We start from the raw sequence: 23,589 nt of genomic DNA on the forward strand, positions 1-23,589 counted from the left end.
TTACGCCTCCTGGAATGTCTGTTCGAAGAAGTGGCTCAGCCGGCCCTGGACCGTTTCCCGCACTGCTTCGACCGGAATCTGTTCTACCAGTTCGTTGACAAACGCCATGGTCAGCAGGACGTTGGCCTCGCGCCGGCCGATACCCCGTGAAATCAGGTAGAACAGTGAGATTTCATCGAGCTGGCCAATGGTCGCGCCGTGGGCGCATTTCACGTCATCGGCGTAGATTTCCAGCTCCGGCTTGGTATCGATCTCTGCACCGTTCGACAGCAGAAGGTTGTTGTTGTTCATATCTGCATTGGACTTCTGGGCGTCCTGGTGGATATGAATCCGACCGTTGAATATGGCATGGGACTGGTCTGCTGCAATATTGCGATAGGTTTCTTCGCTGTTGCAGTGGGCGGCCACATGCTCAATGGTGGTGTGATTGTCGTAGTGCTGTTTGCCCTGGGTAACAACCACGCCGTTGAGTTTGCATTCGGCACCCTCGCCTTCAAGCCGAACCTGCAGATCGTGCCGGCGCAGAGGGCCTCCAAAGCCAACGGCGTGACTTTCGAAGCGGGAGCTGCGCTGCTGCAGAACGCCCGTGGAGCCTATGTGCTGAACATTCTCGCCTTCCATGTTGAGGCGGATGCTGGTGATGTTGGCGCCGTCTGCCATGTTGAATTCAGTGACGGTGTTGACCATCACCTGGGCAGAGCCACTGGAAATGTATTCTTCCACCAGCGTGATCTGGCTGTGCCGGCCGGCATCGACGAAGATGCGTGGAAAGGCCGAACCACTCGCCTCGGCAGTCACTTCGTGGACAATGAACAGGGGCTGGTCAAGCACGGCTTCAGGCTTGAGCCGGATCAGCAGGCCATCTTCAAACCGGGCCGAGTTAAGCCGGGCCATCTGGACCGCCTTGTTATCCAGAGTGCTGTCCAGACGATCGGCGAGGTCAGCGGCCTCCTCGTCGCTCAGATCATCAAAGCTCTTGATGCTGATGCCGTCCAGATCCGGATACTCGCAGGCTTCCGGAATCATGACGCCATTGAGGAACGCAACCTTGTAGCCCGGTACTGCCAGACTGCTCCCGGTCTTTCCTTCCGCCGGCAGGGAAATGGCCATGTCATCGGTCAGCTTGAGATACTTGCTGGAGTACTTCCAGTTTTCCGTTTTCCGGGTCGGCAATGGCATGTCGACCAGGGCTGATCCCCGTTGCTTGCGCAGAGCAAGCAGAGGCTCGGGCAGTGCCTGGCCAGCCGGGTGCAGGAACGCGGTGGAAAGAGTTGGTGCTGGTTTCATTCCGCGACCTCCTTAGTTGGCTGAGCTGTCGGCAGTGTCTTCATCCTTGATGCCCAACCAGCCGTAGCCGCGTTCTTCCAGCTCCAGGGCCAGTTCGCGGCCGCCGGATTTGATGATCTTGCCGCCAGCCAGAACGTGCACGTAGTCTGGCACGATGTGGTTCAGCAGACGCTGGTAGTGGGTCACCATCAGGATGGCGCGGTCTTCTGCACGCAGGGCGTTTACACCGTCGGAAACAACTTTCAGGGCATCGATATCGAGCCCGGAGTCGGTCTCGTCGAGAATCGCCAGCTTGGGCTGAAGTAGCAGCGCCTGCATGATTTCGTTACGTTTTTTCTCACCACCGGAGAAGCCTTCATTGACACCGCGCTTGAGGAACGCCGGATCCAGATCCACCTGTTTGGAGATCTCTTTGGCAAGCTTCATGAACTCGGCCGCGTTCATCTCGCCCTGGCCTTTGTGCTGGCGCATGGCGTTTACCGCCGTGCGCAGGAACTGAAGGTTGCTTACCCCGGGAATTTCCACCGGGTACTGGAACGCCAGGAAGATGCCTTCACGAGCGCGCTCTTCGGTTTCAAGCTCCAGCAGATTCTCGCCATTCAGGGTGACTTCACCCCCGGTGACTTCAAATGCGTCATTGCCTGCCAGCACCTGCGACAGGGTGCTCTTGCCTGAGCCGTTGGGGCCCATGATGGCGTGAACTTCCCCGGCTTTGATCTCCAGGTTGATGCCCTTGAGGATTTCTTTGCCCTCAACGGATGCGTGCAGGTTCTTGATGCTCAGCATTTGTAGGCTTCTCTCTGTATTCTGAAATTCTGTATGTAAATTGAACCCTGCCTGTGCCTGCGCACTGACCTGCTCGAGGCCAGCGGGGCAAGGGTGTTTAACCGACCGAGCCTTCGAGGCTCACCTCAAGCAGCTTGCCGGCCTCGACAGCGAACTCCATCGGCAGCTCCTTGAACACTTCCTTGCAGAAGCCGTTCACAATCATGGATACCGCCTGTTCCGGCTCGATACCACGCTGGCGGCAGAGGAACATCTGCTCGTCGCTGACCTTCGAGGTGGTTGCTTCGTGCTCGACAATGGCCGACTTGTTCTTGCTCTCGATGTACGGGAAGGTGTGTGCGCCGCAGCGATCGCCGATCAGCAGTGAATCGCACTGGGTAAAGTTGCGTGCACCTTCAGCGCCCGGGCCAAATTTCACCAGTCCGCGATAGGCGTTGGAACTCTTGCCGGCGGAAATACCCTTGGAGATGATCGTACTGGAGGTATTTTTGCCCAGGTGAATCATCTTGGTGCCGGTGTCAGCCTGCTGGTAGTTGTTGGTCAGCGCTACGGAGTAGAACTCCCCGACACTGTTCTCGCCGCGCAGGACGCAGCTCGGGTACTTCCAGGTGACCGCAGAGCCGGTTTCGACCTGGGTCCAGGAGATCTTGGAATTCTTGCCGATGGCAGCGCCGCGCTTGGTGACAAAGTTGAAGATGCCACCTTTGCCCTCTTCATCGCCCGGGTACCAGTTCTGGACCGTGGAATACTTGATCTGGGCATCGTCCAGGGCAACCAGTTCAACAACTGCGGCGTGCAGCTGGTTTTCATCCCGCATGGGCGCTGTGCAGCCCTCCAGGTAACTCACGTAGCTGCCCTCATCGGCGATAATCAGGGTGCGCTCGAACTGTCCGGTGTTGGCTGCGTTAATGCGGAAATAGGTGGACAGCTCCATCGGGCAGCGAACGCCTTTGGGCACGTACACAAAGGTGCCGTCGGAGAACACCGCCGAATTCAGCCCGGCAAAGAAGTTATCGCCGTGAGGCACCACGGTGCCGAGGTATTTCTGGACCAGTTCCGGGTAGTCGCGGATGGCCTCGGAAATAGAGCAGAAAATCACACCGGCCTTGGCCAGGGGTTCCTTGAAGGTGGTTGCCACCGAGACCGAATCGAACACGGCATCCACGGCAACGCCTGCAAGCTTCTCCCGTTCGTGCAAGGGAATGCCCAGCTTTTCATAGGTTTTGAGCAGCTCCGGATCCACTTCGTCCAGGCTCTGGGGCATGTCTTCTTTGCGCTTGGGCGCGGAATAATAGGAAATCGAGTCGTAGTCGACCTTGGGGTAGCCCACGTGGGCCCAGTCCGGCTCTTCCATGTCGAGCCAGCGACGGTAGGCTTTCAGGCGCCATTCCAACATCCATTCCGGTTCTTTTTTGATGCCGGACAGGCGGGCGATAACGTCTTCGTTCAGGCCGGGCTCAAACGTGTCGGACTCGATGTCTGTAACGAATCCGTGCTCGTATTCCCGTTTGATCAGCTCGTTCACCTCTTGGTCGGTGGTCGCCATGATCGTCGCTCCGTATTCTCTCATCGCGGGCTTGCGCCCTTGGTGTCGCCGGCAGCCTCATAGGCGGGCTGCCGATCGGATGTCATCAGTTCGGGTGTTGCAGTGGTCGTACGCATGTTGAATACGCCCTGCAATCGCTTTTTGGATGACGGATTTTCAAAGCGGGTGCTGAAAAAAAAGCCGATGAAGCCGCTTTGGTCCATCACTTCTGGCGAGCGATTATACAATACCAGAGTAAAATAGTCAGGTATTAATTTGTGCCAGGGCTGATTATACCTTAATCGGCCTTTGGGGCACTAAGAGGCTGGCAATGAGGCTGATAGTCTGGTTATTGCAGGGCTGTGAGGTCGAGGCTGGCGCCGGGCGGGAGTGCCTCCCTCAGCCGACGCCTCATACGAATTGCTAGTCCCCGGCAGGCAGGATTCTTGTGAGGTAACTGTGCTCCAGGGGCTGCGGGAGATCAGCCGGTTTTGGAATACGAACGATGTGGCCGCTGCCAGGAGCATATTCCATAGACTGGCCATTTCGGTTTTCCATGATATTGGCCGAGAACCGCAGGTTGCCCGACGGGCTGATCAGTTCCAGTTGATCGCCGGGTGCGAATTTGTTTTTCACGTCGATGGTCAGCCACTGGTCATTCATATCGGTAATGGTGCCGACAACCTGCTGGGTGCCGAGGAATGAGGAGCCCTGTTCGTAGGATTGGTATTCCTGGGGAACGTGCCGGCGCAGGAAGCCTTCCGTGTAGCCCCGGTTTGAGAGGGCTTCCAGTTCGTCCATCAGGCCCATGTCGAAGGGCTTGCCTTGCATGGCGTCGTCGATGGCGTGGCGGTAGATCTGGGTGGTGCGGGCCACGTAATAGGTGCTCTTGGTGCGGCCTTCAATTTTCAGGGAGTGCACCCCGATTCTGGCGAGCTCCGCCACATGTTGAACCGCTCGCAGATCCTTCGAGTTCATGATGTAGGTGCCGTGCTCGTCCTCGTAAGCAGGAATGAAGCCTCCGGGGCGGTTGGGCTCTTCCAGCAGGATCTCTTTCGGGGACACTCCCTGTGCCATGCCGCCACTGGTTGCGATCAGATCGCCGGTCTGGTCGTGGCTGTGCTGGACCGGCTGGTAGTTCCAGCGGCAGGCATTGGTGCAGGCGCCCTGATTGGCGTCCCGATGATTCATATAGCCCGACAGCAGGCATCGGCCGGAGTAGGCCATACAAAGGGCGCCGTGTACGAAGACCTCCAGTTCCATGTCAGGAACCCGGTCGCGGATCTCGCGAATTTCGTTCAGAGCCAGCTCCCGGGACAGGATCACCCGGCTGATTCCCTGGCGCCGCCAGAACTCCACGGTGGCCCAGTTAACCGCATTGGCCTGTACCGAGAGATGGATGGGCTGGTCCGGCCACCTTTCCCGTACCAGCATGATCAGGCCGGGATCAGACATGATCAGAGCATCGGGCTTGTGTTCCAGTACCGGTGCCAGATCTCTGAGGTAGGAGCGCACTTTGTCGTTGTGAGGTGCTATGTTGGAGACAAGATAGAACTGTTTGCCCAGAGCGTGGGCCCGTTCAATACCTGCGCCGAGCGCTGCAACGTCTTTGAAACTGTTGTTCCTTACTCTCAGTGAATAGCGGGGCTGGCCGGCGTACACCGCATCGGCGCCATAGGCGAAGGCGGTTTCCATGTGTGCTGGGGTGCCCGCAGGGGCAAGCAATTCCGGGGTGTTCATAGTGGCTCCGGGCGATTATGACGGCGGGCATTTTGCCGTAGTCGGGCGGGCGCTCCCTTGATCCTGCTCAAAGGTTGTATTGATTATTTTCGGCGAACATGTGTACGCTCACGGTTCCGGGTTTTCAGACTAACGTGTTGAAAAGGAGGAGTTCCAGATGACATCCAAGCCTCTGACGCCAGAGGTGGCGCGGGCATCGCTGAGTTTGCGGGTCAGTTCGCTGATCAGTGTGCAGCTTGCTCGTGGCAAGGTTGGTGTGGAAGTCGTGGCGTCGCAGCTGCACATGAGCCGTTACACGCTGCACAAAAAGCTGAAACGGGAAGGGCTGACGTTTGCCCGTTTGCTCGAGGATGTGCGTCGCAGGCAGGCGCTTACCTACATGCAGGATAAAACCAAGCCGCTGGTGGAAATTGCCGAGCAGCTCGGATTTTCGGAGTTGAGCGCATTCAGCCGGGCTTTCAAGCGCTGGATGGGAATATCCCCGGCTGAATATCGCTCTGTCAGGCTGTCCCGATAAGGTTCAGACCTTTTTGAACACCAGTGTGGCGTTGGTGCCGCCAAAGCCGAAGCTGTTGCTCATCACCAGGTCAAGATTCTGATTGTCCATGCGCTCGCGCACGATCGGATAGCCTTCAGCACCCTCATCGAGGGTCTCGATATTGGCGGACGGCGCAATAAAGCCTTCGCGTTGCATGATCAGGCTGTAGATCGCCTCGTGCACACCGGCTGCACCCAGAGCATGCCCGCACAGGGGCTTGGTGGAGCTCAGTGGCGGGATCTTGTCGCCAAAGAGGTTTTTCAGTGCTTTCAGTTCGGTTACGTCACCGGCCGGAGTACTGGTGCCGTGGGTGTTGATGTAGCTGATGTCACCGTCCAGGTTTTTCATGGCCTGCTGCATGCAGCGCACCGCACCTTCTCCACTCGGGGCGACCATGTCGGCGCCGTCTGAGGTGGCACCGAATCCTACAATCTCAGCCAGAATATTCGCTCCGCGTGCTTCCGCGTGCTCCAGGGCCTCGAGTGCCAGCACACCACCACCACCGGAAATAACAAAGCCATCCCGGTTCGCATCATAGGTGCGTGAGGCCAGTTCCGGCGTATCGTTGTACTTGGTGGACAGGGCTCCCATGGCGTCGAACAGCAGGCTCAGGGTCCAGTGAATATCCTCGCCGCCACCGGCAAACATCACATCCTGGCGCCCAAGGGCAATCAGGTCTGCGGCATGGCCGATGGAGTGCGCGCTGGTGGCGCACGCCGATGTAATGCCGTAGTTGACGCCACGGATACCAAATCCGGTCGCCAGCGAGGCGTTGATCGCGCTGCCCATGGTGCGGGGTACGCGATAGGGGCCAACCCGACGGATTCCGCGGTCGCGATGTGTGTCGATGGAGTCGAGCAGTTCAACCGTGGAGGCACCGCCCTGGCCGAAAATAATGCCCGTGGTGTCTGCCTTGATGTGCTCGTCGGTCAGCCCGGCCTGCTCAATCGCTTCACGCATTGCCAGATAGGTGTAGCCGGAAGCCGGGCACATGAAACGCCAGAGTTTCCTGTCAATCAGTTCAGGCAGGTTCAGGTTGATCTGGCCGCACACGTGGCTGCGCAGACCATTGTCCCTGGCTTCTTCGCTGAAGCCGATGCCAGAACGGGATTCCTTGAGGGATTGGGCAACTTCCTTCTGGTTGGTACCAAGGCTGGAAACAATGCCCATACCGGTGATTACAACGCGACGCATCCTGTTAACTCCTAAAAATCATCGGTCGAGGTGAACATGCCGACCCGCAGGTCTTTGGCAGTGTAGATTTCCCGGCCGTCTACTTCCATCCGGCCATCTGCGATTGCCATGGTCAACTTGCGCCTGATCACACGCTTGAGATCGAGGCGATAGGTGACTTTCTTGGCCGTTGGCAACACCTGGCCAGTAAATTTGACTTCACCTGCGCCCAGTGCGCGCCCCTTGCCTTCGCCACCACCCCAGGCCAGGAAGAAGCCGACCAGCTGCCACATGGCATCCAGACCCAGGCACCCGGGCATTACCGGATCATCGACAAAGTGAACCTTGAAGAACCAGAGGTCCGGGTTGATGTCTAGCTCGGCTACCAGGCTGCCCTTGCCGAACAGGCCGTCGTCATCTGCGATGTGCGTGACGCGGTCAAACATCAGCATCTCGTTGATGGGCAGACGCATGGAGCCAGGGAAGAGCTCGCCGTGGCCACATTTGATCAGGTCTTCTTTATCAAAATGATCCGGGTTCATAGTGCCAGTTTCTCTGTTACAAAATGGTTTTCTTATACTGTAGCTCGAATTTGGCGAGGGGCTATTGACCTTTAGTGGATGATTGCAGTTTCGGATTGCCCTGATTTCATCTCAGCCTTCCCGGCCATCCGGTCTGGGGCTGGCCAGAATCCCCGTATAGCGATAGAGGAACATCCCGAAGGCAAACATCCAGAGCAGCGCGCTGCTGCCGATTCCGGAATGCCAGGGGATGACCTCAAAGGCAGTCAGCACCCGGACAAGCGCCGCCAGGTGAATCGCAAAGAATGCCAGCACCATGCCCTTTGGCAACACCAGTGGTCTGCCGGTATGGCCAAGAGATACCCGGGCGATGACTCCGAGAATAAGGCATGCCACAGCTCCGGTTCCGGCGGCGTGACTCCAGGCATTGGATGGCCAGCCTCCGAGCAATGTCCCTGCCAGAAGGAACAGTGCCACCGGCACCCAGAGTATGGACAGGTGCAGAATCCAGAGCAGCGGTTCCTTGCGCAGGAGCCATCCCTTCCAGCCTGCAAGCCGCACCAGCATAAGCATGCCGGCAATCAGGGCCAGTACACCGGTAACGGTTTGCCAGCCGGTGACCAGTGAGACCATGAGCAGGATAAGGCTGAATACGCTTGCAAGGTCCAGTGCCGGGACCACGCTCACAGCGGCACTGTCCTGCCCATGTTGGCGCAGCCATCCGCTGGAAAACGCCGGCGTGATGCGGCCACCGATAACGCTGATCAGTGCCATGGCCATAATCAGAGCACCGTAGCTGAAGGCCATGTCGAGCTGCGTTACAAAGCCGATCTGCATCAACCAGAGCAGGCCGAGGACTACCATGATCATCAGCTGCCGTTTTTGCCGGGCATGCCAGATTCGCCAGCCGGCATCCACCATGATCAGGGGCAGGAAGGCGAGATTCACAGCCTGTACCAGCCAGTAGGGCAGGTCCGCCCCGGTTGCCAGTAACAGACGACCGGCCAGCCATACTCCCCAGAGCATCACTAACTTCAATCCGTGGGTACGCTCTGTCTGGGTCCACACGCAAACTGCGGTCAACAGGAACCCCGCTATGGCCGCGGAGAGGAAGCCGAAAAGCATCTCATGCTGGTGCCAGAACAACCCAGGCATAGCCAGGGGCAGACCAATAACACCATTCACCTGCATCACCCACAACGGGATAACGGATAGTCCAAGCAGAGTCATCGAAAGGAAAAATACCCGGAACGGATAGCCGAACAGCTGGTGGATGCGGGCAGTGCCGGGTTTGCTGGCTGAGTGAGTGGCCTGCATGATCATCTCCGATAATAGATGTAAACTAAGTACATGTTATATCCGGAAGGCAAAAAAGACCATACCCGGTTGGGGGTATCTTTGCGTACAATGCCACTATCGCTTTGATTCAAAACAGGATGATCTATGAGTGCCTACCTGATTCTCAAGCACCTGCACATGACCACGGCCTACCTGACCGTTGTGCTTTTCGCCCTGCGTCTGCTGCTGGATGCCGTAGGTAAGCCTGGTTGGCGGGCAACACCGCTGCGCTGGATTCCGCACGCGAACGATACCGTGTTGCTGGCGGCAGCCATCAGCCTGGTGTTTGTAACGCCCTGGATGTCCTTCGTCCATGGTTGGCTGACAGCAAAGATCGTTCTGTTGATCGGCTACATTATCGCCGGGCTGTTTGCGCTCAGAACCACACTGAGTGTGCCAAAGAGGGCGGTGGCCGCTGTGCTTGCGCTTGTGCAGATTACCGCCATATTCCATCTGGCCATGACCAAGCCGGTTTTCTAGAACCCCGGCCTCCGGAACCTACTCCCGGTTCTTTCCGGCAACCTGCCTTGTCAGCTCCGCCAGTTGTGCCTGGACGGCCTGGAGCTGGCGGGCAATTTCGTCCCGTTCGTCGTGAGCGGCCTGGGCCTGTTTGGCGTTCTGCTCCTCGCTCATGACTTCCAGAATTGCCCCGATCATCATGTTGAGAAACACAAAAGCGGTCAGGAAAATGAACGTCAGGTAGTACAGCCAGCTCAGCGGGTACTGCTCCATGGTGGCGTACATCACGTCTGTCCAGTCTTCAAAGGTGGCCACCCGGAACAGGGTGAGCATGGCAATGGCCACATCGCCCCAGAGCTCTTCATCCACCCGGGCGAAGAACATCGAACCCATGGCGGCGTATATGTAGAAAATGATAAACATCAGCAGGGCGATATAGCCCATGCGCGGAATGGCTTTCAACAGCGAGTTGATCAGAAACCGAAGCTCCGGCACCACCGACACCAGACGCAAAACCCGGAACACCCGCAAGAGACGCCCTAACAGCACCGCTTCAGAATTATCCAGAGGGATCAGGCTGCCGATCACCACCAGGGTGTCGAACAGGTTCCAGCCGTCAAACAGAAAACGCTTCTTGTTGGCGCATACGCCAAACCGGAACAGGATTTCCACCAGGAAGAACAGCGTGATGGCATTGTCCATGGCGATGAGCGTCTGTTCCACCAGCGGTGGCAGATCATAGGTCTTGGCGCCGATGGTCAGTGCCGACAGGATGATGATGCTGATGACGGCACCCTGAAAAACCTTGCTGGCCTCTATGCGACGGAGTTTTTCGAAACCGGAGGCGGGGCTTATTTCGGACGACATGATGAACTACGGCTCCAGATGATTCGGGGAAGTGCCGAATTCTAAAGGGCGGTGAACGAATTGGATAGCCTAAGCCGGTTGAACCTGGTGCAGGATGATCTGCCACTGCTCTTCACCGACGGGCATGACGGAAAGCCGGCTTCCCTTCTTCACCAACGGCAGGTCAGAGAGCCCGGGTATTGATTTCAGTTCATCCAGGGGGATCAGTCTTGGCAGGGTACAGACATACTTCATGTCGACGGCCTGCCAGCGGGGTTTCTCCGCAGAGCTCCTGCTGTCGAAGTACGGTGATTGCGGATCAAACTGGGTCGGGTCGGGATAGTGGCTGCGAACAATCTTTACAATGCCTGCAATCCCGATGTGCTTGCAGCTGGAGTGGTAGAGAAAAACCTCATCTCCCTCTTCCATGCGGGCCAGAAAATTCCGGGCCTGATAATTCCGTACACCGTCCCAGGGGATCACTCCGCCCGGTGCCGCGACAAAATCATCAATACCGCACTCAGAAGGTTCTGATTTTACGAGCCATTTGGCCATTGCTTTCTCCGGTGTTGGTGCCGATGGAAGTGGCCTTCCGGTCAGGCCGTATAGGGCAGAACCCCAAAGTAGATTGCGCTGAAGTGGCAAGCACTGCCGCCAATGACAAACAAATGCCAGATCGCATGCATATAGGGGATGCGGTCTGCCAGGTAGAAGGCAACTCCGGCGGTATATACGATGCCGCCGGCAATCGTGAGGTTGAGCGCCGTTTCACTCAGGTTGGCCACCAGGTCTGAGGAGGCGAATGTAATCAGCCAGCCCATGGCCACGTATATGCCGACTCGGGCGAGCTTGAAGCGGTTCTTGAAAATGACCTTCAGCACCACGCCGGTTATGGCCAGAGACCAGATCACCGCGAACAGTGTCCAGCCTACGGTGCCCCGCATGTTGACGAGCAGGAACGGCGTGTAGGTTCCGGCAATCAGCAGAAAGATTGCGCAATGATCAAGGGTTTTGAACGCGCTCTTCAATTCTGGCCTTCGTGCGCTGTGATACAGGGCGGAAGCCAGGTAGAGCAGGATCAGCGAAGCGCCGAAAATGCTGAAACTGATCAGTTTCCAGGTATCTCCAATTTCGCTGGCACCGGCAATCAGTGCCACGGTGCCAATGATGCTGAGTACGGCTCCCAACCCATGGGTAGCAGTGTTCAGCCATTCCTCGGTGCGGTGATGAATATTGTGGGCCGGGGGTTGAGCGGTTGTCATTGAAGGGCCTTCCGAATAAGTCATGGCTCTAAAATACTTGAGCGTACACGTGTACGCAATAGTCGGGGTGGAGGCCCTGTGAACCTGTTCAGAAAAACTGAATGACCTGCCGAAAAACTTCCGATTTCTCCCAAGTCTGTCGCTGGATAACCTTTCGCCATCTGATCAATAACGAAGGAGATTCTTCCAATGGCAAAGGTACTCGTATTGTATTACTCCATGTACGGTCATATTGAAACCATGGCTAATACAATTGCAGAAGGCATCAAAGGTGTCGATGGCGCTGACGTCACCATCAAGCGCGTTCCGGAAACCATGGCCGATCAGGCGTTTCTGAGCGCCGGAGGCAAGGCAGATCAGGGCGCGCCCCTAGCTGATCCGAAAGAACTGGCGGATTACGATGCGATTATTTTCGGCACGCCGACCCGATTCGGGAATATGGCGGGCCAGATGCGTACTTTCCTGGACCAGACCGGCGGGCTTTGGGCTGGTGGCAAGTTGCATGGCAAGGTAGCCAGTGTCTTTACGTCCACAGGCACCGGTGGCGGCCAGGAGCACACCATCAGCTCATTCTGGACCACTCTGGCTCACCACGGCATGGTGATTGTGCCTCTGGGCTACGGCATACCGGAATTTTTCGATATCTCGGAAGTTAACGGCGGCACACCTTACGGGGCTTCCACCATCGCGGGTGGGGACGGTTCACGCGAGCCCAGTGAGAAAGAGCTGGCGATTGCGCGTTACCAGGGCAAACATGTTGCGGAGCTGGCAGTGAAACTGCACGGATAAACGCTGGTTTTTGAGCAAGTATTGAGCGTCTTTCAGGGCAGCAGGCGAACGGCTGCTGCCCTTTTTCATGCGATGCGGAAGCTTACGAGCGTTTATTCCCGGCCCCGGTTTTCAGCCGGGAAAAGGTCGCCGGTACAACACCCAGCCACGACGCCAGTTGATTGTCTGGCACCCGTTTTACCAGCTCGGGATATTCCTCCAGCAACAATGTGTAACGATCCCGAGCAGGCATCGTATGCTTGCGGAACTCTCTCATGCTGGTCAGCTCTGCGATTTCCTCGGTCAACGCGAGTGCGAACTGGGGCCAGAGCCCCTCAGCGTGTGACTGGATGGCCGACCGGAACGCGGAGAAGTCGGCCACCCAGGCAGTTACCGGCGTGACCGTGGTCAGGCAGAGGGTGTTTCTGACGGTGCGGGTACGGCCAAACACCGGCCAGATAATATCGCCCTCGGAAAAGAAATGGTGAATCGAGACCTTGCCGCTGGGTGCTTCCCGGAACAGCCGCATGATGCCGTACTGAATCAGGTAAACGTTTGCCCAGGCTTTATCATGTTTTTCCATAACCGACTCAGGATCGACCCGGCGAAGATGAAACAGGCGGGCGAGATTGGCCAGGAAACGTGCGTTCGCATCATTGCCATGCCCTGACAGACGAATACCGAATACCCGGCTGAGACTATTCTGCAGAGCTGTCGACTCGCTGGCGGCTGGCGGCTGGACGATATCGGGATGTTGTTCCCCCAGCATGCAGGGGGCGGAGGCGAGGTCTGGCCTGAAAGCGCTGTTCATTGAGTTGACCCTGTTATGAGTGTCAGATTAATTATGGTATCAGGAAGGTGGCGTTTGAAATGACTTAAATCATTAAGGCTTTTTCACTGAGTCGATATGACGATCTGGACGGGGTTCAGTGATAGACTCCGGCACCTGTTGTCGGAAGCATGTTTTGCCTACGGAGTGTCAATGGCCGCCGCATTTGCCCTTTTCATCAAGCTAATTCCACTCTATGTAACGGTTGCCCTGGGTTGGACGGCAGGTCGCTACCTTGAGGCCAGCGGTCGCCATATTGCCGGTATCATGCTTTACATCGTGACTCCCTCCGTGGTGTTTTCCGGAGTAATGGCTGCCCCCCTGTCGCCGGAAGTCATTCTGCTGCCGTTTCTGGTGTTTGGACTCTGTTCTGTTCTGGGGATCGTGCAGTTACAACTGGCCAAAAGAACGCTCTCCGATGGCAGTGCCAACATCATTCCGCTGTGCGTGGGCTCCGGGAATACCGGTTACTTCGGCGTGCCGGTGGCCCTGCTGCTGTTCGGGGAAGAGGGGCTGGCGCTTTACATTGTGTGCATGCTCGGAACCACGCTTTTCGAGAATTCCGTCGGTTTCTATCTTGCTGCACGGGGGCGCTACAGCATCAGGGAAGCGCTCTGGCGGGTGCTGAAACTGCCCTCGGTTTACGCTTTCCTGGCGGCCGTTGTCCTGAACCTGGCGGGCGCAGGAATTCCGGATATTTTTGTGCCATTGTTCGATAATCTGCGTGGGGCCTACAGTGTCCTGGGAATGATGATCATCGGCATGAGCATCACCAGCTTTCGTGGATTGGCCGGTAACATGCGTTTCACGGCGTTGGCGTTCTTCGGGAAGTTCGTTGTCTGGCCCATGGTGGCCATCGTGTTCTGGTGGGTTGATTCAACGCTTCTTGGCATCTACCAGCCGGCCGTTCACAAGGCCATGTTCCTGATCTCGATCACGCCGATTGCCGCCAACACTGTGGTGATTGCCACACTGCTGGATACGTCGCCAAGGCAGGCAGCGGGTACGGTGCTGCTGACCACGCTGTTTGCCCTGGTGTTTATCCCGGTCATGATCTCCATCGCTTTTTAACGGCTTTGTGAGGTTGCCGTTGCCGGCTCTGCAGAGCCGGCCTTCGCTTCAGCAATGTCACGGCGGGCATGTCGCATTACGCTGATGCCGGCAGTCATGGCCAGCGAACCCATGATCGCGGCAACGATCAGATCCGGCCAGGCCGTGCCGGTTCCAAATACGCCCAGGGCGGCCACCATTACCGCGATATTGCTGATGGCGTCGTTGCGGCTGCACAGCCAGACCGAGCGCATATCGGAATCGCCTTCACGAAACTGGAACAGCATAACGGCCACACCCACATTGGCGGCAAGGGCAATCAGCCCCACGGTGCCCATGGTCAGTGGTTCCGGCGTAATGCCTGCCTGAACCACCCAGACGGCCCGGGCCCAGACCACCAGGCCGAATACTGTCATGGTGATGCCTTTGACCATCGCAGCGCGTCCGCGCCAGAGCATCCCCATGGAGAGCACTGTCAGGGACAGGATGTAGTTGGCGCTGTCGCCGAAGAAATCGATGGCATCTGCCATCAGCGAAACCGAGCCGGACGAAAGGCTGGCCAGTCCTTCCACAAAAAACATGGCCAGATTGACCCACAAGGCGATCCATAACGCCCGGCGAAAACCCGGTGCAGAAGATTTGGGTTCGGGAGCAGAGCAGCTGCACGCCATAAAGACCTCCTTGGTTAAGATAGTCTTATTGGAAACCCTGTAGTAGCTACAGGGTCAAGAGCTGTTGCTCGTCGTTTTCAGACTGATCAGTTCTGACCCGCACCATGAGTGCCGGGTACATGATTGTGAGGATGTTCGGTTGCCAGTGACTCGAGTTCTGAGCTCAGCCCGTCCAGAATGCCGCATTCGCGCACACTTCCACCGTCAGCGCAGGCTTTTTGCAGTCTGACCAGGGTCTGTTCCAGGCTGGCCAGTTCCTGCAGCCGTTCGCGGACATGAACGAGATGGCGGGCCAGCAGGGCATTCACGTCACGGCAGTCCGCCTCTGGTTTCTCGGCCAGCCGGATCAGCTCACGAATCTCATCCTGTGCCATATCGAGGCTGCGGCAGCGTTTGATAAAGCGCAGACGGTCAAGGTGAGCGTTGAGATAAAAACGGTATCCGCTGTGGTCCCGTTGCGGTTCAGGCAACAAGCCAATTTTCTCGTAATAGCGGATGGTTTCAACGGGAATGGCCGTTGTTTTTGCAAGTTCACCGATTTTCACATTACGCCCCCGGAACCTGATTGCGAATTGCCATCTGCAGAGCTTATCACTCGAACAAGGACAGCTGAGAGTTTCCAGTGTCATCACGTGATTCACGTTGTCCTGCTGCTTTCGGCCCCTTCTGCACCGGTCCCTTCCGGCTGCCATGGCGTTGCAGTACCCGGTCTGTCTCCCTTTGGCTGACATGCTGCTTGCGAAAATCGCCAACTGCCTTGCGGGCCAGCCGTGCCGCCTGCTCATGATCACACACCGGTGAGGCGTAGGTATTGCCGCCGTAACGTTCCTTCTGGGTCGGCGTCATTAACCAGGGTGTGTGGATCATGTCGCCCGGCACGCCGGCAAGTTCTGGTAGCCAGCGCCGGATGAACTCGCCTTCGGGGTCCAGCTTCTGGCTCTGCAGCACCGGGTTGTAGATCCGCAGGGCATTGATGCCGGTCAGGCCGGACTGCATCTGGGTCTGGGAGTAATGAATGCCTGGCTCGAAGTCGGTAAATAGCCGGGCAAGATGCAGGGCAGGATCGCGCCAGTGCAACCACAGCTGGTAACTGGCGATGGCCATCAGCATGGCCCGCATCCGGAAGTTGATCCAACCGCTGTGCTTGAGGGCTCGCATGCTGGCGTCCACCAGGGGCCAGCCGGTCTGGCCTTCCTGCCAGCGTTGAAGGCGTTCGGTATCATCAGGGCCGGTTTTAAGTGCCTCCATTTCCCGATGCATGGCCCGGAATTCCAGCGCCGGTTCGTCCTCCAGTTTCTGGATGAAATGGCAGTGCCAGTGCAGCCGGGAGCGGAAACTGGTCAGGCTCTTCTTTTTGCGGGGCAGGGTATTACGATGGTTGCCGGTGGTTTTGGCCTGCTGATAGATATCCCGGAGGCTGACGGTACCGTAGGCAATATGCGGACTGAGCCGTGAACAGGCCCGCGGGGCAGTGTTCGGGCTGGAAATGTTGTATTGGTAGCCCACGCAGCGGCGCTCCAGGAACGAAGCGAGCAGTTTTTCACCCCTGGCGCTGCCTCCGGTCTGGCGATCCGGGCAGTTGTCTGGAAATACGAAGGCCGGACTGCCATAACCACCAACGCCACTCTGGGGTCCGCAGGCCTTCGGGATCACTCCCGGGGCCTCCAGCAGAGGCTGGCGCATCAGCTCAGTCCAGGCCTTGTCCCAGACATTCCGGTTTTTTAGCCGGCGAACCACACCAAACTGACTCCATTCCCGGAATTCCACCTGGTTCTCTGCGCACCAGCCAACAACCGCCTTGTCACGATCGAACGTCCACTGTCCCCCGGTTTCCTGATGACAGAACAGGCGGGTGACGCCATGACTGGCCTGAAGCTGCTTCAAGGCACCTGTCATCGAGCCTCTCATCACCAGAAGGCCGCTGCCGGCCTTTCGCAACTGCCGGTCCAGATCCTCCAGCGAGGCCCTGATAAACCCCCATTGGCGACCGCTGGTGTCCGGTAATTGCCAGTAATCCTCTTCGATAACGTACAGCGGGATGACGGGTTCGCCCAGGCTGGCCGCAGCCGCCAGTGGCGCATGATCCCTTGTGCGCAGGTCGCGTTTGAACCAGACCACGGTTGTCATGACTGCGAGTTTCTCTCGCGCCGGCAGCGTTCACTGCAATAACGGACATTGTCCCAGTCTTTCGCCCACTTCTTGCGCCAGGCAAATGCCCGCTGGCAGACCGGGCAAACTTTTTCAGGGAGGTTCAGCTTCTTATGTGGCACCAGCGTCTTCCTGTCAGGGTGTACGGCTTTCTACGTTTGCGCTGCAGGCCGGGATCAAATCTGAGGTCCGGTGACAAGGCTCAGTCTAGGAGCTGGACTCCCGGGCCAGCTGAGCCAGATCCTCGCTGATCTGTTCGGGCGACAGGCCGGGCCGCAGCAGCAGCCGCGCGTTGCCCTCGCGATCAAAGACATACACGGCGCTGCTGTGAGAGACATTGTAATTGCCGCTGGCGTCAGGCTCTTCGTAGCCGAAGGTGGTCCGGTAGCGCTTGGTGAGTTTCCGGAGCATGGGTTCTTCAGCGGTCAGGCCAAGGATTCTGTCACCGAAAAAGTTCACGTAGCTGGCCAGGCGTTCCGGTGTATCCCGCCGAGGATCGACACTCACGAACAGGGTGATGACATCGTCCTGGTACTCCTCCGGCATCTGGTGAATGGATCGTCGGAGATCGCTCAGGGTTGTTGGGCAGACATCGGGGCAGGACGTGAAACCGAAGTACAACAGGCGGATGTTGCCCTTTGAGTCGTCGGGCGTGACCGTGCCGTCATCGGTGCCATTGAGCCGGAACTCGAGATCCGGCATCAGGCCTGCGATGTCTTTGCCGTGCCAGTTGTCGTTGCTGTCGGAGCAGCCGGCCAGTATCAGAATAAGGAGAGCAGGCCATAGTGGCATCGTTCTGGTCATGGGTTTCCTCCTGCCAGCGAATGGCTTTGGGGGTATTTGCCGTCTTCATGCATGGCCCGGCGAAGCACAATCAGAATACCGAGGATGCTCATCATGGCCGGGGGGATCCAGGTCAGCAGCCCACCCAGCAACTGGTCGGTTTCCGGTGGCATGGGCCAGGCCCGGCCACAGACTTCGTAAACGTCGTAGACCATGCCCCGGGAAAACACGATCCAGGCACCCAGAATCATCTGGGGGATGGCCACCAGGGCCAGGAGGAGGATGCGCTTGCCGTATCCCAGTGCATTGGTCATTGCCGGGGCGCGGGGATCGAAGATCAGCCACCAGAACAGCACACCATCCAGTAGCATGCTCCAGTTCATGACCCAGTACAGCTGCCGGCTTAGCATGGCGTCAAAGTGGATAGGTGGCCAGAGCCAGAAATAGATCAGCCCTACGAACAGAACTGAGGCGATCACCGGTTGCTGCAGCAGCCGGTAAATCCAGCCCAATGGCTGCAGCCAGTAATGCACCGATGGGGAAATCCTCTGGTACCAGAACCGCATCACGGGCAGAGGATTGGACAGCGCAATCAGAAAGGGGCCCAGATGATGCAGGATCAGGTGCTGCCCCCGGTGGACAAAAAACATGTACTGGGAATAGTAGTCGAACCGGGTTTGCATCACCGCGTAGCAGAGCATGACCCCGAGCGTGAACGTAACGATCCGTCCCGGACCTGGCCGGTCGTGTCCCGGCATTTTCAGCAAGGCGACACCGTATAACCCGAGGACCAGCATATAACTGAGCAGCGTCAGGGGGGAAAAATCATAGGGCAGCAAATTGCTCATTACTTGCATGGACAGGACTCTTAACGTGCACGCAACGGAAACCGGGTTTATCTTTCTTGTCAGTACCGCCGAGTTTTGCCGGCCCGGCGGCGGATTTCAAGGCCGGTGTGAGGTTTGTGTAATTGGAGGCAGGACATGGCCCGATTCAGTGATTCCATTTCAGCGCCGTCAGTACTTATCTTCGACTGGCACGGCACCCTGGTAGACACCCACGATGCCATGTTCAGTGCCATGGAAGATATGCTGCCTCAGCTGGAGGAACTGGGGCTGGTGGAGCGGCTGCTGCCGGAGGATAAATGCCGAACCGCCGATGATGCCCGGCTGGTACGCTATATCCGGATTTTCCGGCGCCTGCATCCGCGCATACTGGCGGAACGCCGGGTTTCGAGAACCGATATTTTTAACGCCATCTTCGGTGATGACAAAGACGCCCGGTTGATTGCTCACAAGGCCTATAACGAAGCCTACCGACGCTACTTCGGTCAGGTGAAACCTTTTCAGCCCGGTGCCTATGAGTATCTCTCGGCGCTGAAAGCCATGGGCATCCGGCTGGCGGTATCCACCAACCGGAACCGGGAATTTCTGGACCTTGAGTTGCGCACGGTAGATGGAGGCCGCTGGCAGCATTTGTTTGACGCCACGGTGTGTGCCGATGATGTAACCGAGTACAAACCTGATCCGGAGGTTATTCTCAAGGCTCTGAAACAGGTCGGATTGCCGGCTGATGAGCGCGCCTGGTATGTGGGCGACAGTTACATTGATATGCTCACCGCCAACAAGGCGGGTGTGTCCGGGGTGTTCTATAACGGGGCTTGCTGGGAATCCAGCCGGATCGACAGTTGGTTCTCCCACCGGGATGCGCCTGCTGCCATTCTGGACAGTTTTGAAGACCTTATTGATCTGCTCGCTCTGCTTGAGCGGAATGAGCCGGAAGCGTTCGAACGGTCGCCCGCCGAGGTCCGTCCCCAGCCCTTCCCGAAGCCCCGGCCTCCGGAGCCGCGCATCGAACCCGACTGGCACCCGGCAGTGGTCAAACTCATTCGCCCTGCCGTAATCCTGTTCGATTGGCACGCCACCCTGGTGGATACCCTGGACGCCATGTACCACGCGGTGGACGACATGTTGCCGGAGTTTCACAAGCTGCAATTGATGGACCGTATGGTTGCTCCGGAGGACAGTAAGACGCCGGAGGACGTCAAACTGGTTGCCTACGTGCGTGAGTTTGCCAGGCTGCATCCGAAGGTGAAGGCGGACCGGAAGATTTCCCGGACCGATATTTTTGAAGTGCTGTTCGGTGAAGATCAGGACGCCAAGCAGATTGCCCATCAGGCCTTCAATTATCATTACCGAAAGCACTATGGCACGGTGAAGCCGTTTGAACCAAAGGTGCGGGCAGTGCTGGAGGGATTGAGGCGGCTGGATATCCAGGTGGGAGTGATTACCAACCGGGATCGTGAGTTTTTCGAACACGAACTGGCTGCCGTGGAAAACACTGGCTGGACTCATCTGTTCGATGTTGATGTCTGTGGGGACGACACGCCCCTGCGCAAGCCGCATCCGGATCAGCTATTGCTGGCGGTTCAGAAACTGGATTACCCGCCCGACCCGAGTGTCTGGTATGTCGGCGACAGCACCACAGACGTTATCGCGGCCAAGCGGGCAGGCATGACATCGGTGTTTTTCAACGGAGCGCAGTGGGACCTGCCCTGGCTGAACCGGATTTTCCCCGGCACCCACAAGCACCCGGACAAGCCGGATGTGGTGGTCAACGATTTCTCGGAATTCTGGGCCCTGGTGCTGGCCTGCGAGGTGGGGCCGCCCTGAGTAGGCGGCCGACGATTCATTCCATCACGATTCTGGGTACATCTGGTCCGGTATTCTCGCTGCCCTGCCTGGAGCAGGAGAGTGCTTCGATCTCCTGGCGGATCCGTTCTGCAATCAGCCCGTAAGTGACTGCCAATGCGCCATCTGGCTCGCTGGTCATAACGGGCTGGCCCGAATCTGATCCGGTGCGTATGCGGATATCCAGAGGCAACGCGCCGAGAAGCTCGGTTCCGGCTTCTTGTGCCATTTTTCTGGCACCGCCTTCCCCGAAAATGGGCTCTTCATGGCCACATTCGGAACAGACATGGGTGCTCATGTTCTCAATGATGCCCAGTACCGGAATATTAACTTTCTCGAACATTCTCAATCCCTTGCGGGCATCCAGTAGGGCGATATCCTGGGGTGTGGTTACAATGACCGCACCGGAAACAGGCATTCGCTGGGCCATGGTCAGGTGGATGTCCCCGGTACCTGGAGGCATATCCACAATCAGGTAATCCAAGTTGTCCCATCGCGTTTCATACACCAGGCGGGTTAGTGCCTGGGTGATCATCGGGCCACGCCAGATAATGGGGGACTCGTCATCCACTAGAAAGCCGATAGACATGGTCTGGATACCATGGCCGATCATGGGTTCGAGAAATTTCCCATCCGGGCTTTCGGGCATGCCTTTGAGCCCAAGCATACGGGGCTGGCTGGGGCCGTACAGGTCGGCATCAAGCACACCTACGCGGGCTCCCTGGCTGGCGAGGGCCAGGGCCAGGTTGGTCGTGGTGGTTGATTTACCGACGCCGCCCTTGCCGGAAGCGACAGCGATCAGGTGTTTCACACCCGGAACCGCTTTCTGTTCCGGGAGTTGGCGCTTCTGTTGGTGTGCAGGAAGGTAGGACACTGGGCTGGACATGATGATATCTCCGATTATTGTTCCACAAACGCACGTTCAATAACGTAGTCGCCGGGCTCGCCCTGCTGTGGTGAAGCTTTGAAGCCAAGGCTGTCCAGCATGACGGACAAGTCCTTCAACAGTGCGGGGCTACCGCAGAGCATCACCCGGTCTGATTCGGCGTTTAGTTGCGGAAGACCGATGTCGTTGGCTAGTTGGCCGGACTCAATCAGGGTGGTGATTCGGCCCTGGTTACGAAATGGTTCCCGGGTAACGGTGGGGTAATAAATCAGCTTGTCACCAATGATCTCTGCCAGGAATTCGTGGCCGGGTAATTCGCTGGTCAGGTAGTCGTGATAGGCCAGTTCGCTCACTTCGCGCACGCAATGCACCAGCACCACTTTCTCAAAGCGATCATAAGTGTCTGGATCGCGAATGATGCTCATAAACGGGGCTAGACCAGTGCCGGTGCCAAAAAGGTAGAGGTTCTTGCCGGGATTCAGGTCGTGCATCACCAGTGTGCCCACTGGCTTGCGACTGACAAACAGCGAGTCGCCCTCTTGAATATGCTGCAGGCGGGAAGTCAAAGGGCCATCCTGCACCTTGATGCTGAGAAATTCCAGGTATTCCTCATGGTTTGCGCTGACGATGCTGTAGGCGCGGAGCAGCGGTTTGCCATCCACTGGCAGGCCGATCATCACAAAGTGGCCATTTTCAAAGCGCAGACTTTTGTCACGGGTGGTCCGGAAACTGAACAGAGTGTCGTTCCAGTGATGGACGCTGATTACGTTTTCGGTTCCGAGTGCAGCCATAGGGTATTCCTCCGAATAGGCTAATTTTAGTGAATGTCAGGGTGAGTAAATGGCCATGGATGTCATGGCCGAGATGAGGAGCAGACCGCTGAGTACCGCGAGCAGGGCAAAGGGTTTCCAGCCTTGGGCGATCAGGGCGGACAGGCTGGTACGCATGCCCAGGGCAGCCATGGTTACCATCAGGCAGGCCAAGGAAGTGCTGGCCAGGGCTTGCCGAATGTCGTTCGGTAGCCAACCCAGGCTGTTCATGCCAAACAGGGTGACAAAGCCGAGCAAAAACCAGGGATGCTCCGCTTTTCCGGTGTTGTTTCTGTTCAGTAGTGCACCCAGCAATAGAAGCAGGGGGGCCAACAGAGCAACCCGCAACAGTTTTGTGAGGGTGGCAATGTCGCCAGCGGTATCGGACACCAGGTAACCGGCGCCAGCGGCCTGAGCCACGTCGTGAATACTTGCGCCCAAAAGCATGCCCGTTTGCGGATCGCTATAGCCCAGCAAACCGAACAGGGGCGGTAGCACCAACATGCTGAGTGTGCCGAGGGCAGTGACGCCCACCACAACACCCAGCAGTCGCCGGTCTTCTAGCTTGCCTTGGGGAATAACGGCTGCAACGGCGACAGCAGCAGATACTCCGCAGATTGCTACTGCCACGCCGGCCACCAGGCTTTGCATTCGGGGCAGGCCCAGCCAATGCCCGAACAAAAGCCCAGAGCCGATGATGATGGGCGTGCAGGTGAGGACCATCAGCAACGGCAGGTTGCCGACGGTCATTAACTGCTCCACCCCTATTCGCGCTCCGAGAAGGGCAATGCCAACGCGCAGGACTTGGCGGCTGCAGAACTCTACACCGGGTCGTAGGCGGGTATCAGCTGCCTGGCTGGCGAAACCAAACCCCAGAAGAAGTACCAGAACCAGCGCGGGCGCACCGTAGTGGTTTGCCAGGAAACTGCCTGCTAGGGCCAGAACCACGCACAGCGCCACTCCGGGATAGCGTAGCCGTGCCGGTGCCCACCAGTGGGTATCCAGGGCGCGGAGGGTATGATTCATGACACTTGCTCGCTCAGCTCACGGAGGAACGCCCAAGGGTATAAACCACGATAGTGGCCGTCACTGAAGAAAAGCTGCAGGCCGCTGACGCCCGAAAGCTCCACCCGTTCAACGCGGATGTCGGCGTCAATCAGGCTGAGCCGGCCCGAACGTTTCGCTTGCATGCAATGGGAACAGGCGCAGGATTTCCGAAGGATCAGGCAGCTCAAACGCGAGGTCAGTCCATCGGGCCAGCTCAGTTCCAACTCGTTGAGCTTACGTTTTAGGCGAACCTCTTTTGGGGGTTCAATCAGAGTTTGTCGAGCCACAATTATCTCCTTTCGGAAAAGATGGGATGACCAGTTCCGGCGTCTCTGACATCGGTACATGTAGATCCGGTAGCTCCATCGGCCGGGTGCTGCCTAAAATGGCGGCGGACAAGACCACGAGCACTAGCGAAACTGTTCGGAAGCAA

Annotated in this window: 25 protein-coding genes and 1 pseudogene; 5 read left to right on the forward strand and 21 right to left on the reverse strand. The window is 57.5% G+C overall.

The features are described from left to right. The 4 genes from sufD to yegQ form a co-directional block, all read right to left on the reverse strand. A complete protein-coding gene (gene sufD / locus KO499_RS07110; RefSeq protein ID WP_215982998.1) occupies window positions 1–1,287 on the reverse strand; it encodes a Fe-S cluster assembly protein SufD in 1,287 nt (428 codons plus the stop codon). Window positions 1,288–1,299: 12 nt separating this feature from the next. Further along, window positions 1,300–2,073 (reverse strand): Fe-S cluster assembly ATPase SufC, encoded by a 774-nt coding sequence (sufC, locus tag KO499_RS07115; RefSeq protein ID WP_215982999.1) that lies wholly within the window; start codon window positions 2,071–2,073, stop codon window positions 1,300–1,302. Window positions 2,074–2,170: 97 nt separating this feature from the next. Next, window positions 2,171–3,619, reverse strand: coding sequence for a Fe-S cluster assembly protein SufB (sufB, locus tag KO499_RS07120; RefSeq protein ID WP_215983000.1), 1,449 nt, complete (start codon window positions 3,617–3,619; stop codon window positions 2,171–2,173). Window positions 3,620–4,021: 402 nt separating this feature from the next. Next, window positions 4,022–5,338 carry a tRNA 5-hydroxyuridine modification protein YegQ gene (gene yegQ, locus KO499_RS07125; protein WP_215983001.1) on the reverse strand — a complete coding sequence of 439 codons (1,317 nt, stop codon included), beginning with the start codon at window positions 5,336–5,338 and terminating at the stop codon, window positions 4,022–4,024. 157 nt (window positions 5,339–5,495) lie between these two features. Here yegQ and KO499_RS07130 point away from each other — a divergent pair, with 157 nt between their 5' ends. Continuing rightward, window positions 5,496–5,855, forward strand: a complete 360-nt coding sequence (locus tag KO499_RS07130; RefSeq protein WP_215983002.1) for a helix-turn-helix transcriptional regulator — start codon at window positions 5,496–5,498, stop codon at window positions 5,853–5,855. A gap of 3 nt (window positions 5,856–5,858) precedes the next feature. Here the strand turns inward: KO499_RS07130 and fabB are convergent, their stop codons facing one another. From fabB to KO499_RS07145, 3 genes are all read right to left on the reverse strand, one after another. Next, window positions 5,859–7,070, reverse strand: coding sequence for a beta-ketoacyl-ACP synthase I (gene fabB / locus KO499_RS07135; RefSeq protein WP_215983003.1), 1,212 nt, complete (start codon window positions 7,068–7,070; stop codon window positions 5,859–5,861). An 11-nt stretch (window positions 7,071–7,081) separates the two neighbouring features. Then, window positions 7,082–7,591, reverse strand: a complete 510-nt coding sequence (fabA, locus tag KO499_RS07140) for a bifunctional 3-hydroxydecanoyl-ACP dehydratase/trans-2-decenoyl-ACP isomerase (protein WP_215983004.1) — start codon at window positions 7,589–7,591, stop codon at window positions 7,082–7,084. 111 nt (window positions 7,592–7,702) lie between these two features. Beyond that, window positions 7,703–8,887: an NnrS family protein gene (locus tag KO499_RS07145; protein ID WP_215983005.1), complete on the reverse strand. Its 1,185-nt coding sequence runs from the start codon at window positions 8,885–8,887 to the stop codon at window positions 7,703–7,705. Between the two features lie 126 nt (window positions 8,888–9,013). On the opposite strand from KO499_RS07145, the gene KO499_RS07150 reads away from it, so the two are divergent. After that, a complete protein-coding gene (locus KO499_RS07150) occupies window positions 9,014–9,388 on the forward strand; it encodes a SirB2 family protein (protein ID WP_215983006.1) in 375 nt (124 codons plus the stop codon). 18 nt (window positions 9,389–9,406) lie between these two features. Here KO499_RS07150 and KO499_RS07155 read toward each other — a convergent pair whose 3' ends face one another. The 3 genes from KO499_RS07155 to trhA all read right to left on the reverse strand — a co-directional run bounded on the left by KO499_RS07155 (window position 9,407) and on the right by trhA (window position 11,475). Next, the gene (locus tag KO499_RS07155) at window positions 9,407–10,234 is read right to left on the reverse strand and encodes an ion transporter (protein ID WP_215983007.1); all 828 of its coding nucleotides are present in this window, start codon (window positions 10,232–10,234) and stop codon (window positions 9,407–9,409) included. Between the two features lie 69 nt (window positions 10,235–10,303). After that, window positions 10,304–10,768, reverse strand: a complete 465-nt coding sequence (locus KO499_RS07160) for an EVE domain-containing protein (protein ID WP_215983008.1) — start codon at window positions 10,766–10,768, stop codon at window positions 10,304–10,306. A gap of 41 nt (window positions 10,769–10,809) precedes the next feature. Further along, window positions 10,810–11,475: a PAQR family membrane homeostasis protein TrhA gene (trhA, locus tag KO499_RS07165; protein ID WP_215983009.1), complete on the reverse strand. Its 666-nt coding sequence runs from the start codon at window positions 11,473–11,475 to the stop codon at window positions 10,810–10,812. A gap of 189 nt (window positions 11,476–11,664) precedes the next feature. On the opposite strand from trhA, the gene wrbA reads away from it, so the two are divergent. Next, window positions 11,665–12,264 (forward strand): NAD(P)H:quinone oxidoreductase, encoded by a 600-nt coding sequence (wrbA, locus tag KO499_RS07170; protein WP_215983010.1) that lies wholly within the window; start codon window positions 11,665–11,667, stop codon window positions 12,262–12,264. Between the two features lie 82 nt (window positions 12,265–12,346). On the opposite strand, the gene KO499_RS07175 is transcribed toward wrbA, so the two are convergent. Beyond that, entirely contained in the window at window positions 12,347–13,054 is a 708-nt protein-coding gene (locus tag KO499_RS07175) for a Crp/Fnr family transcriptional regulator (protein WP_215983011.1), read from the reverse strand. Between the two features lie 171 nt (window positions 13,055–13,225). Here KO499_RS07175 and KO499_RS07180 point away from each other — a divergent pair, with 171 nt between their 5' ends. Beyond that, entirely contained in the window at window positions 13,226–14,143 is a 918-nt protein-coding gene (locus KO499_RS07180; RefSeq protein ID WP_215983012.1) for an AEC family transporter, read from the forward strand. On the opposite strand, the gene KO499_RS07185 is transcribed toward KO499_RS07180, so the two are convergent. From KO499_RS07185 to KO499_RS07210, 6 genes are all read right to left on the reverse strand, one after another. After that, window positions 14,140–14,793 (reverse strand): cation transporter, encoded by a 654-nt coding sequence (locus tag KO499_RS07185; protein ID WP_215983013.1) that lies wholly within the window; start codon window positions 14,791–14,793, stop codon window positions 14,140–14,142. The genes KO499_RS07180 and KO499_RS07185 overlap by 4 nt on opposite strands. Window positions 14,794–14,879: 86 nt before the next feature. Beyond that, window positions 14,880–15,338 (reverse strand): Cd(II)/Pb(II)-responsive transcriptional regulator, encoded by a 459-nt coding sequence (gene cadR / locus KO499_RS07190; protein ID WP_215983014.1) that lies wholly within the window; start codon window positions 15,336–15,338, stop codon window positions 14,880–14,882. A 46-nt stretch (window positions 15,339–15,384) separates the two neighbouring features. Continuing rightward, window positions 15,385–16,920, reverse strand: coding sequence for an FAD-binding domain-containing protein (locus tag KO499_RS07195; protein WP_215983015.1), 1,536 nt, complete (start codon window positions 16,918–16,920; stop codon window positions 15,385–15,387). Beyond that, entirely contained in the window at window positions 16,917–17,063 is a 147-nt protein-coding gene (locus KO499_RS07200) for a DUF2256 domain-containing protein (protein WP_215983016.1), read from the reverse strand. Before KO499_RS07200 ends, KO499_RS07195 begins: the two co-directional genes overlap by 4 nt. Before the next feature lie 85 nt (window positions 17,064–17,148). After that, on the reverse strand, window positions 17,149–17,745 hold the full coding sequence (locus KO499_RS07205) for an SCO family protein (protein WP_215983017.1): 597 nt from the start codon (window positions 17,743–17,745) through the stop codon (window positions 17,149–17,151). Then, the gene (locus KO499_RS07210) at window positions 17,742–18,581 is read right to left on the reverse strand and encodes a cytochrome c oxidase assembly protein (protein WP_215983018.1); all 840 of its coding nucleotides are present in this window, start codon (window positions 18,579–18,581) and stop codon (window positions 17,742–17,744) included. Before KO499_RS07210 ends, KO499_RS07205 begins: the two co-directional genes overlap by 4 nt. A 126-nt stretch (window positions 18,582–18,707) precedes the next feature. On the opposite strand from KO499_RS07210, the gene KO499_RS07215 reads away from it, so the two are divergent. Continuing rightward, on the forward strand, window positions 18,708–20,396 hold the full coding sequence (locus tag KO499_RS07215; RefSeq protein WP_215983019.1) for an HAD family hydrolase: 1,689 nt from the start codon (window positions 18,708–18,710) through the stop codon (window positions 20,394–20,396). Window positions 20,397–20,412: 16 nt separating this feature from the next. Here the strand turns inward: KO499_RS07215 and apbC are convergent. The 4 genes and pseudogenes from apbC to KO499_RS07235 all read right to left on the reverse strand — a co-directional run. Continuing rightward, window positions 20,413–21,225: pseudogene (gene apbC, locus KO499_RS07220) on the reverse strand (iron-sulfur cluster carrier protein ApbC); the annotation flags it as partial. 89 nt (window positions 21,226–21,314) lie between these two features. Then, a complete protein-coding gene (locus KO499_RS07225) occupies window positions 21,315–22,091 on the reverse strand; it encodes a ferredoxin--NADP reductase (RefSeq protein WP_215983021.1) in 777 nt (258 codons plus the stop codon). Between the two features lie 36 nt (window positions 22,092–22,127). Continuing rightward, complete coding sequence (locus KO499_RS07230; RefSeq protein ID WP_215983022.1) at window positions 22,128–23,135, reverse strand: YeiH family protein; 1,008 nt, start codon at window positions 23,133–23,135, stop codon at window positions 22,128–22,130. Further along, on the reverse strand, window positions 23,132–23,443 hold the full coding sequence (locus KO499_RS07235; RefSeq protein ID WP_215983023.1) for a DUF971 domain-containing protein: 312 nt from the start codon (window positions 23,441–23,443) through the stop codon (window positions 23,132–23,134). The genes KO499_RS07230 and KO499_RS07235 overlap by 4 nt, the downstream gene beginning before the upstream one ends. Window positions 23,444–23,589 lie beyond the last annotated feature (146 nt).

The sequence above is a fragment of the Marinobacter sp. F3R08 genome (assembly GCF_018860425.1).
GTDB lineage: Bacteria > Pseudomonadota > Gammaproteobacteria > Pseudomonadales > Oleiphilaceae > Marinobacter.

Excerpts from the sequence above, each read along its gene's own strand:
- sufC (WP_215982999.1), bottom strand. The coding sequence starts at position 2,073 with ATGCTGAGCATCAAGAACCTGCACGCATCCGTTGAGGGCAAAGAAATC.
- KO499_RS07185 (WP_215983013.1), bottom strand. The coding sequence starts at position 14,793 with ATGGCGTGCAGCTGCTCTGCTCCCGAACCCAAATCTTCTGCACCGGGT.
- trhA (WP_215983009.1), bottom strand. The coding sequence starts at position 11,475 with ATGACAACCGCTCAACCCCCGGCCCACAATATTCATCACCGCACCGAG.
- KO499_RS07160 (WP_215983008.1), bottom strand. The coding sequence starts at position 10,768 with ATGGCCAAATGGCTCGTAAAATCAGAACCTTCTGAGTGCGGTATTGAT.
- KO499_RS07150 (WP_215983006.1), top strand. The coding sequence starts at position 9,014 with ATGAGTGCCTACCTGATTCTCAAGCACCTGCACATGACCACGGCCTAC.
- KO499_RS07195 (WP_215983015.1), bottom strand. The coding sequence starts at position 16,920 with ATGACAACCGTGGTCTGGTTCAAACGCGACCTGCGCACAAGGGATCAT.
- KO499_RS07230 (WP_215983022.1), bottom strand. The coding sequence starts at position 23,135 with ATGAATCATACCCTCCGCGCCCTGGATACCCACTGGTGGGCACCGGCA.
- KO499_RS07180 (WP_215983012.1), top strand. The coding sequence starts at position 13,226 with ATGGCCGCCGCATTTGCCCTTTTCATCAAGCTAATTCCACTCTATGTA.
- KO499_RS07210 (WP_215983018.1), bottom strand. The coding sequence starts at position 18,581 with ATGCAAGTAATGAGCAATTTGCTGCCCTATGATTTTTCCCCCCTGACG.
- fabB (WP_215983003.1), bottom strand. The coding sequence starts at position 7,070 with ATGCGTCGCGTTGTAATCACCGGTATGGGCATTGTTTCCAGCCTTGGT.
- fabA (WP_215983004.1), bottom strand. The coding sequence starts at position 7,591 with ATGAACCCGGATCATTTTGATAAAGAAGACCTGATCAAATGTGGCCAC.
- KO499_RS07145 (WP_215983005.1), bottom strand. The coding sequence starts at position 8,887 with ATGCAGGCCACTCACTCAGCCAGCAAACCCGGCACTGCCCGCATCCAC.
- KO499_RS07155 (WP_215983007.1), bottom strand. The coding sequence starts at position 10,234 with ATGTCGTCCGAAATAAGCCCCGCCTCCGGTTTCGAAAAACTCCGTCGC.
- wrbA (WP_215983010.1), top strand. The coding sequence starts at position 11,665 with ATGGCAAAGGTACTCGTATTGTATTACTCCATGTACGGTCATATTGAA.
- sufB (WP_215983000.1), bottom strand. The coding sequence starts at position 3,619 with ATGGCGACCACCGACCAAGAGGTGAACGAGCTGATCAAACGGGAATAC.
- sufD (WP_215982998.1), bottom strand. The coding sequence starts at position 1,287 with ATGAAACCAGCACCAACTCTTTCCACCGCGTTCCTGCACCCGGCTGGC.
- KO499_RS07225 (WP_215983021.1), bottom strand. The coding sequence starts at position 22,091 with ATGGCTGCACTCGGAACCGAAAACGTAATCAGCGTCCATCACTGGAAC.
- KO499_RS07205 (WP_215983017.1), bottom strand. The coding sequence starts at position 17,745 with ATGACCAGAACGATGCCACTATGGCCTGCTCTCCTTATTCTGATACTG.
- KO499_RS07175 (WP_215983011.1), bottom strand. The coding sequence starts at position 13,054 with ATGAACAGCGCTTTCAGGCCAGACCTCGCCTCCGCCCCCTGCATGCTG.
- KO499_RS07215 (WP_215983019.1), top strand. The coding sequence starts at position 18,708 with ATGGCCCGATTCAGTGATTCCATTTCAGCGCCGTCAGTACTTATCTTC.
- KO499_RS07130 (WP_215983002.1), top strand. The coding sequence starts at position 5,496 with ATGACATCCAAGCCTCTGACGCCAGAGGTGGCGCGGGCATCGCTGAGT.
- yegQ (WP_215983001.1), bottom strand. The coding sequence starts at position 5,338 with ATGAACACCCCGGAATTGCTTGCCCCTGCGGGCACCCCAGCACACATG.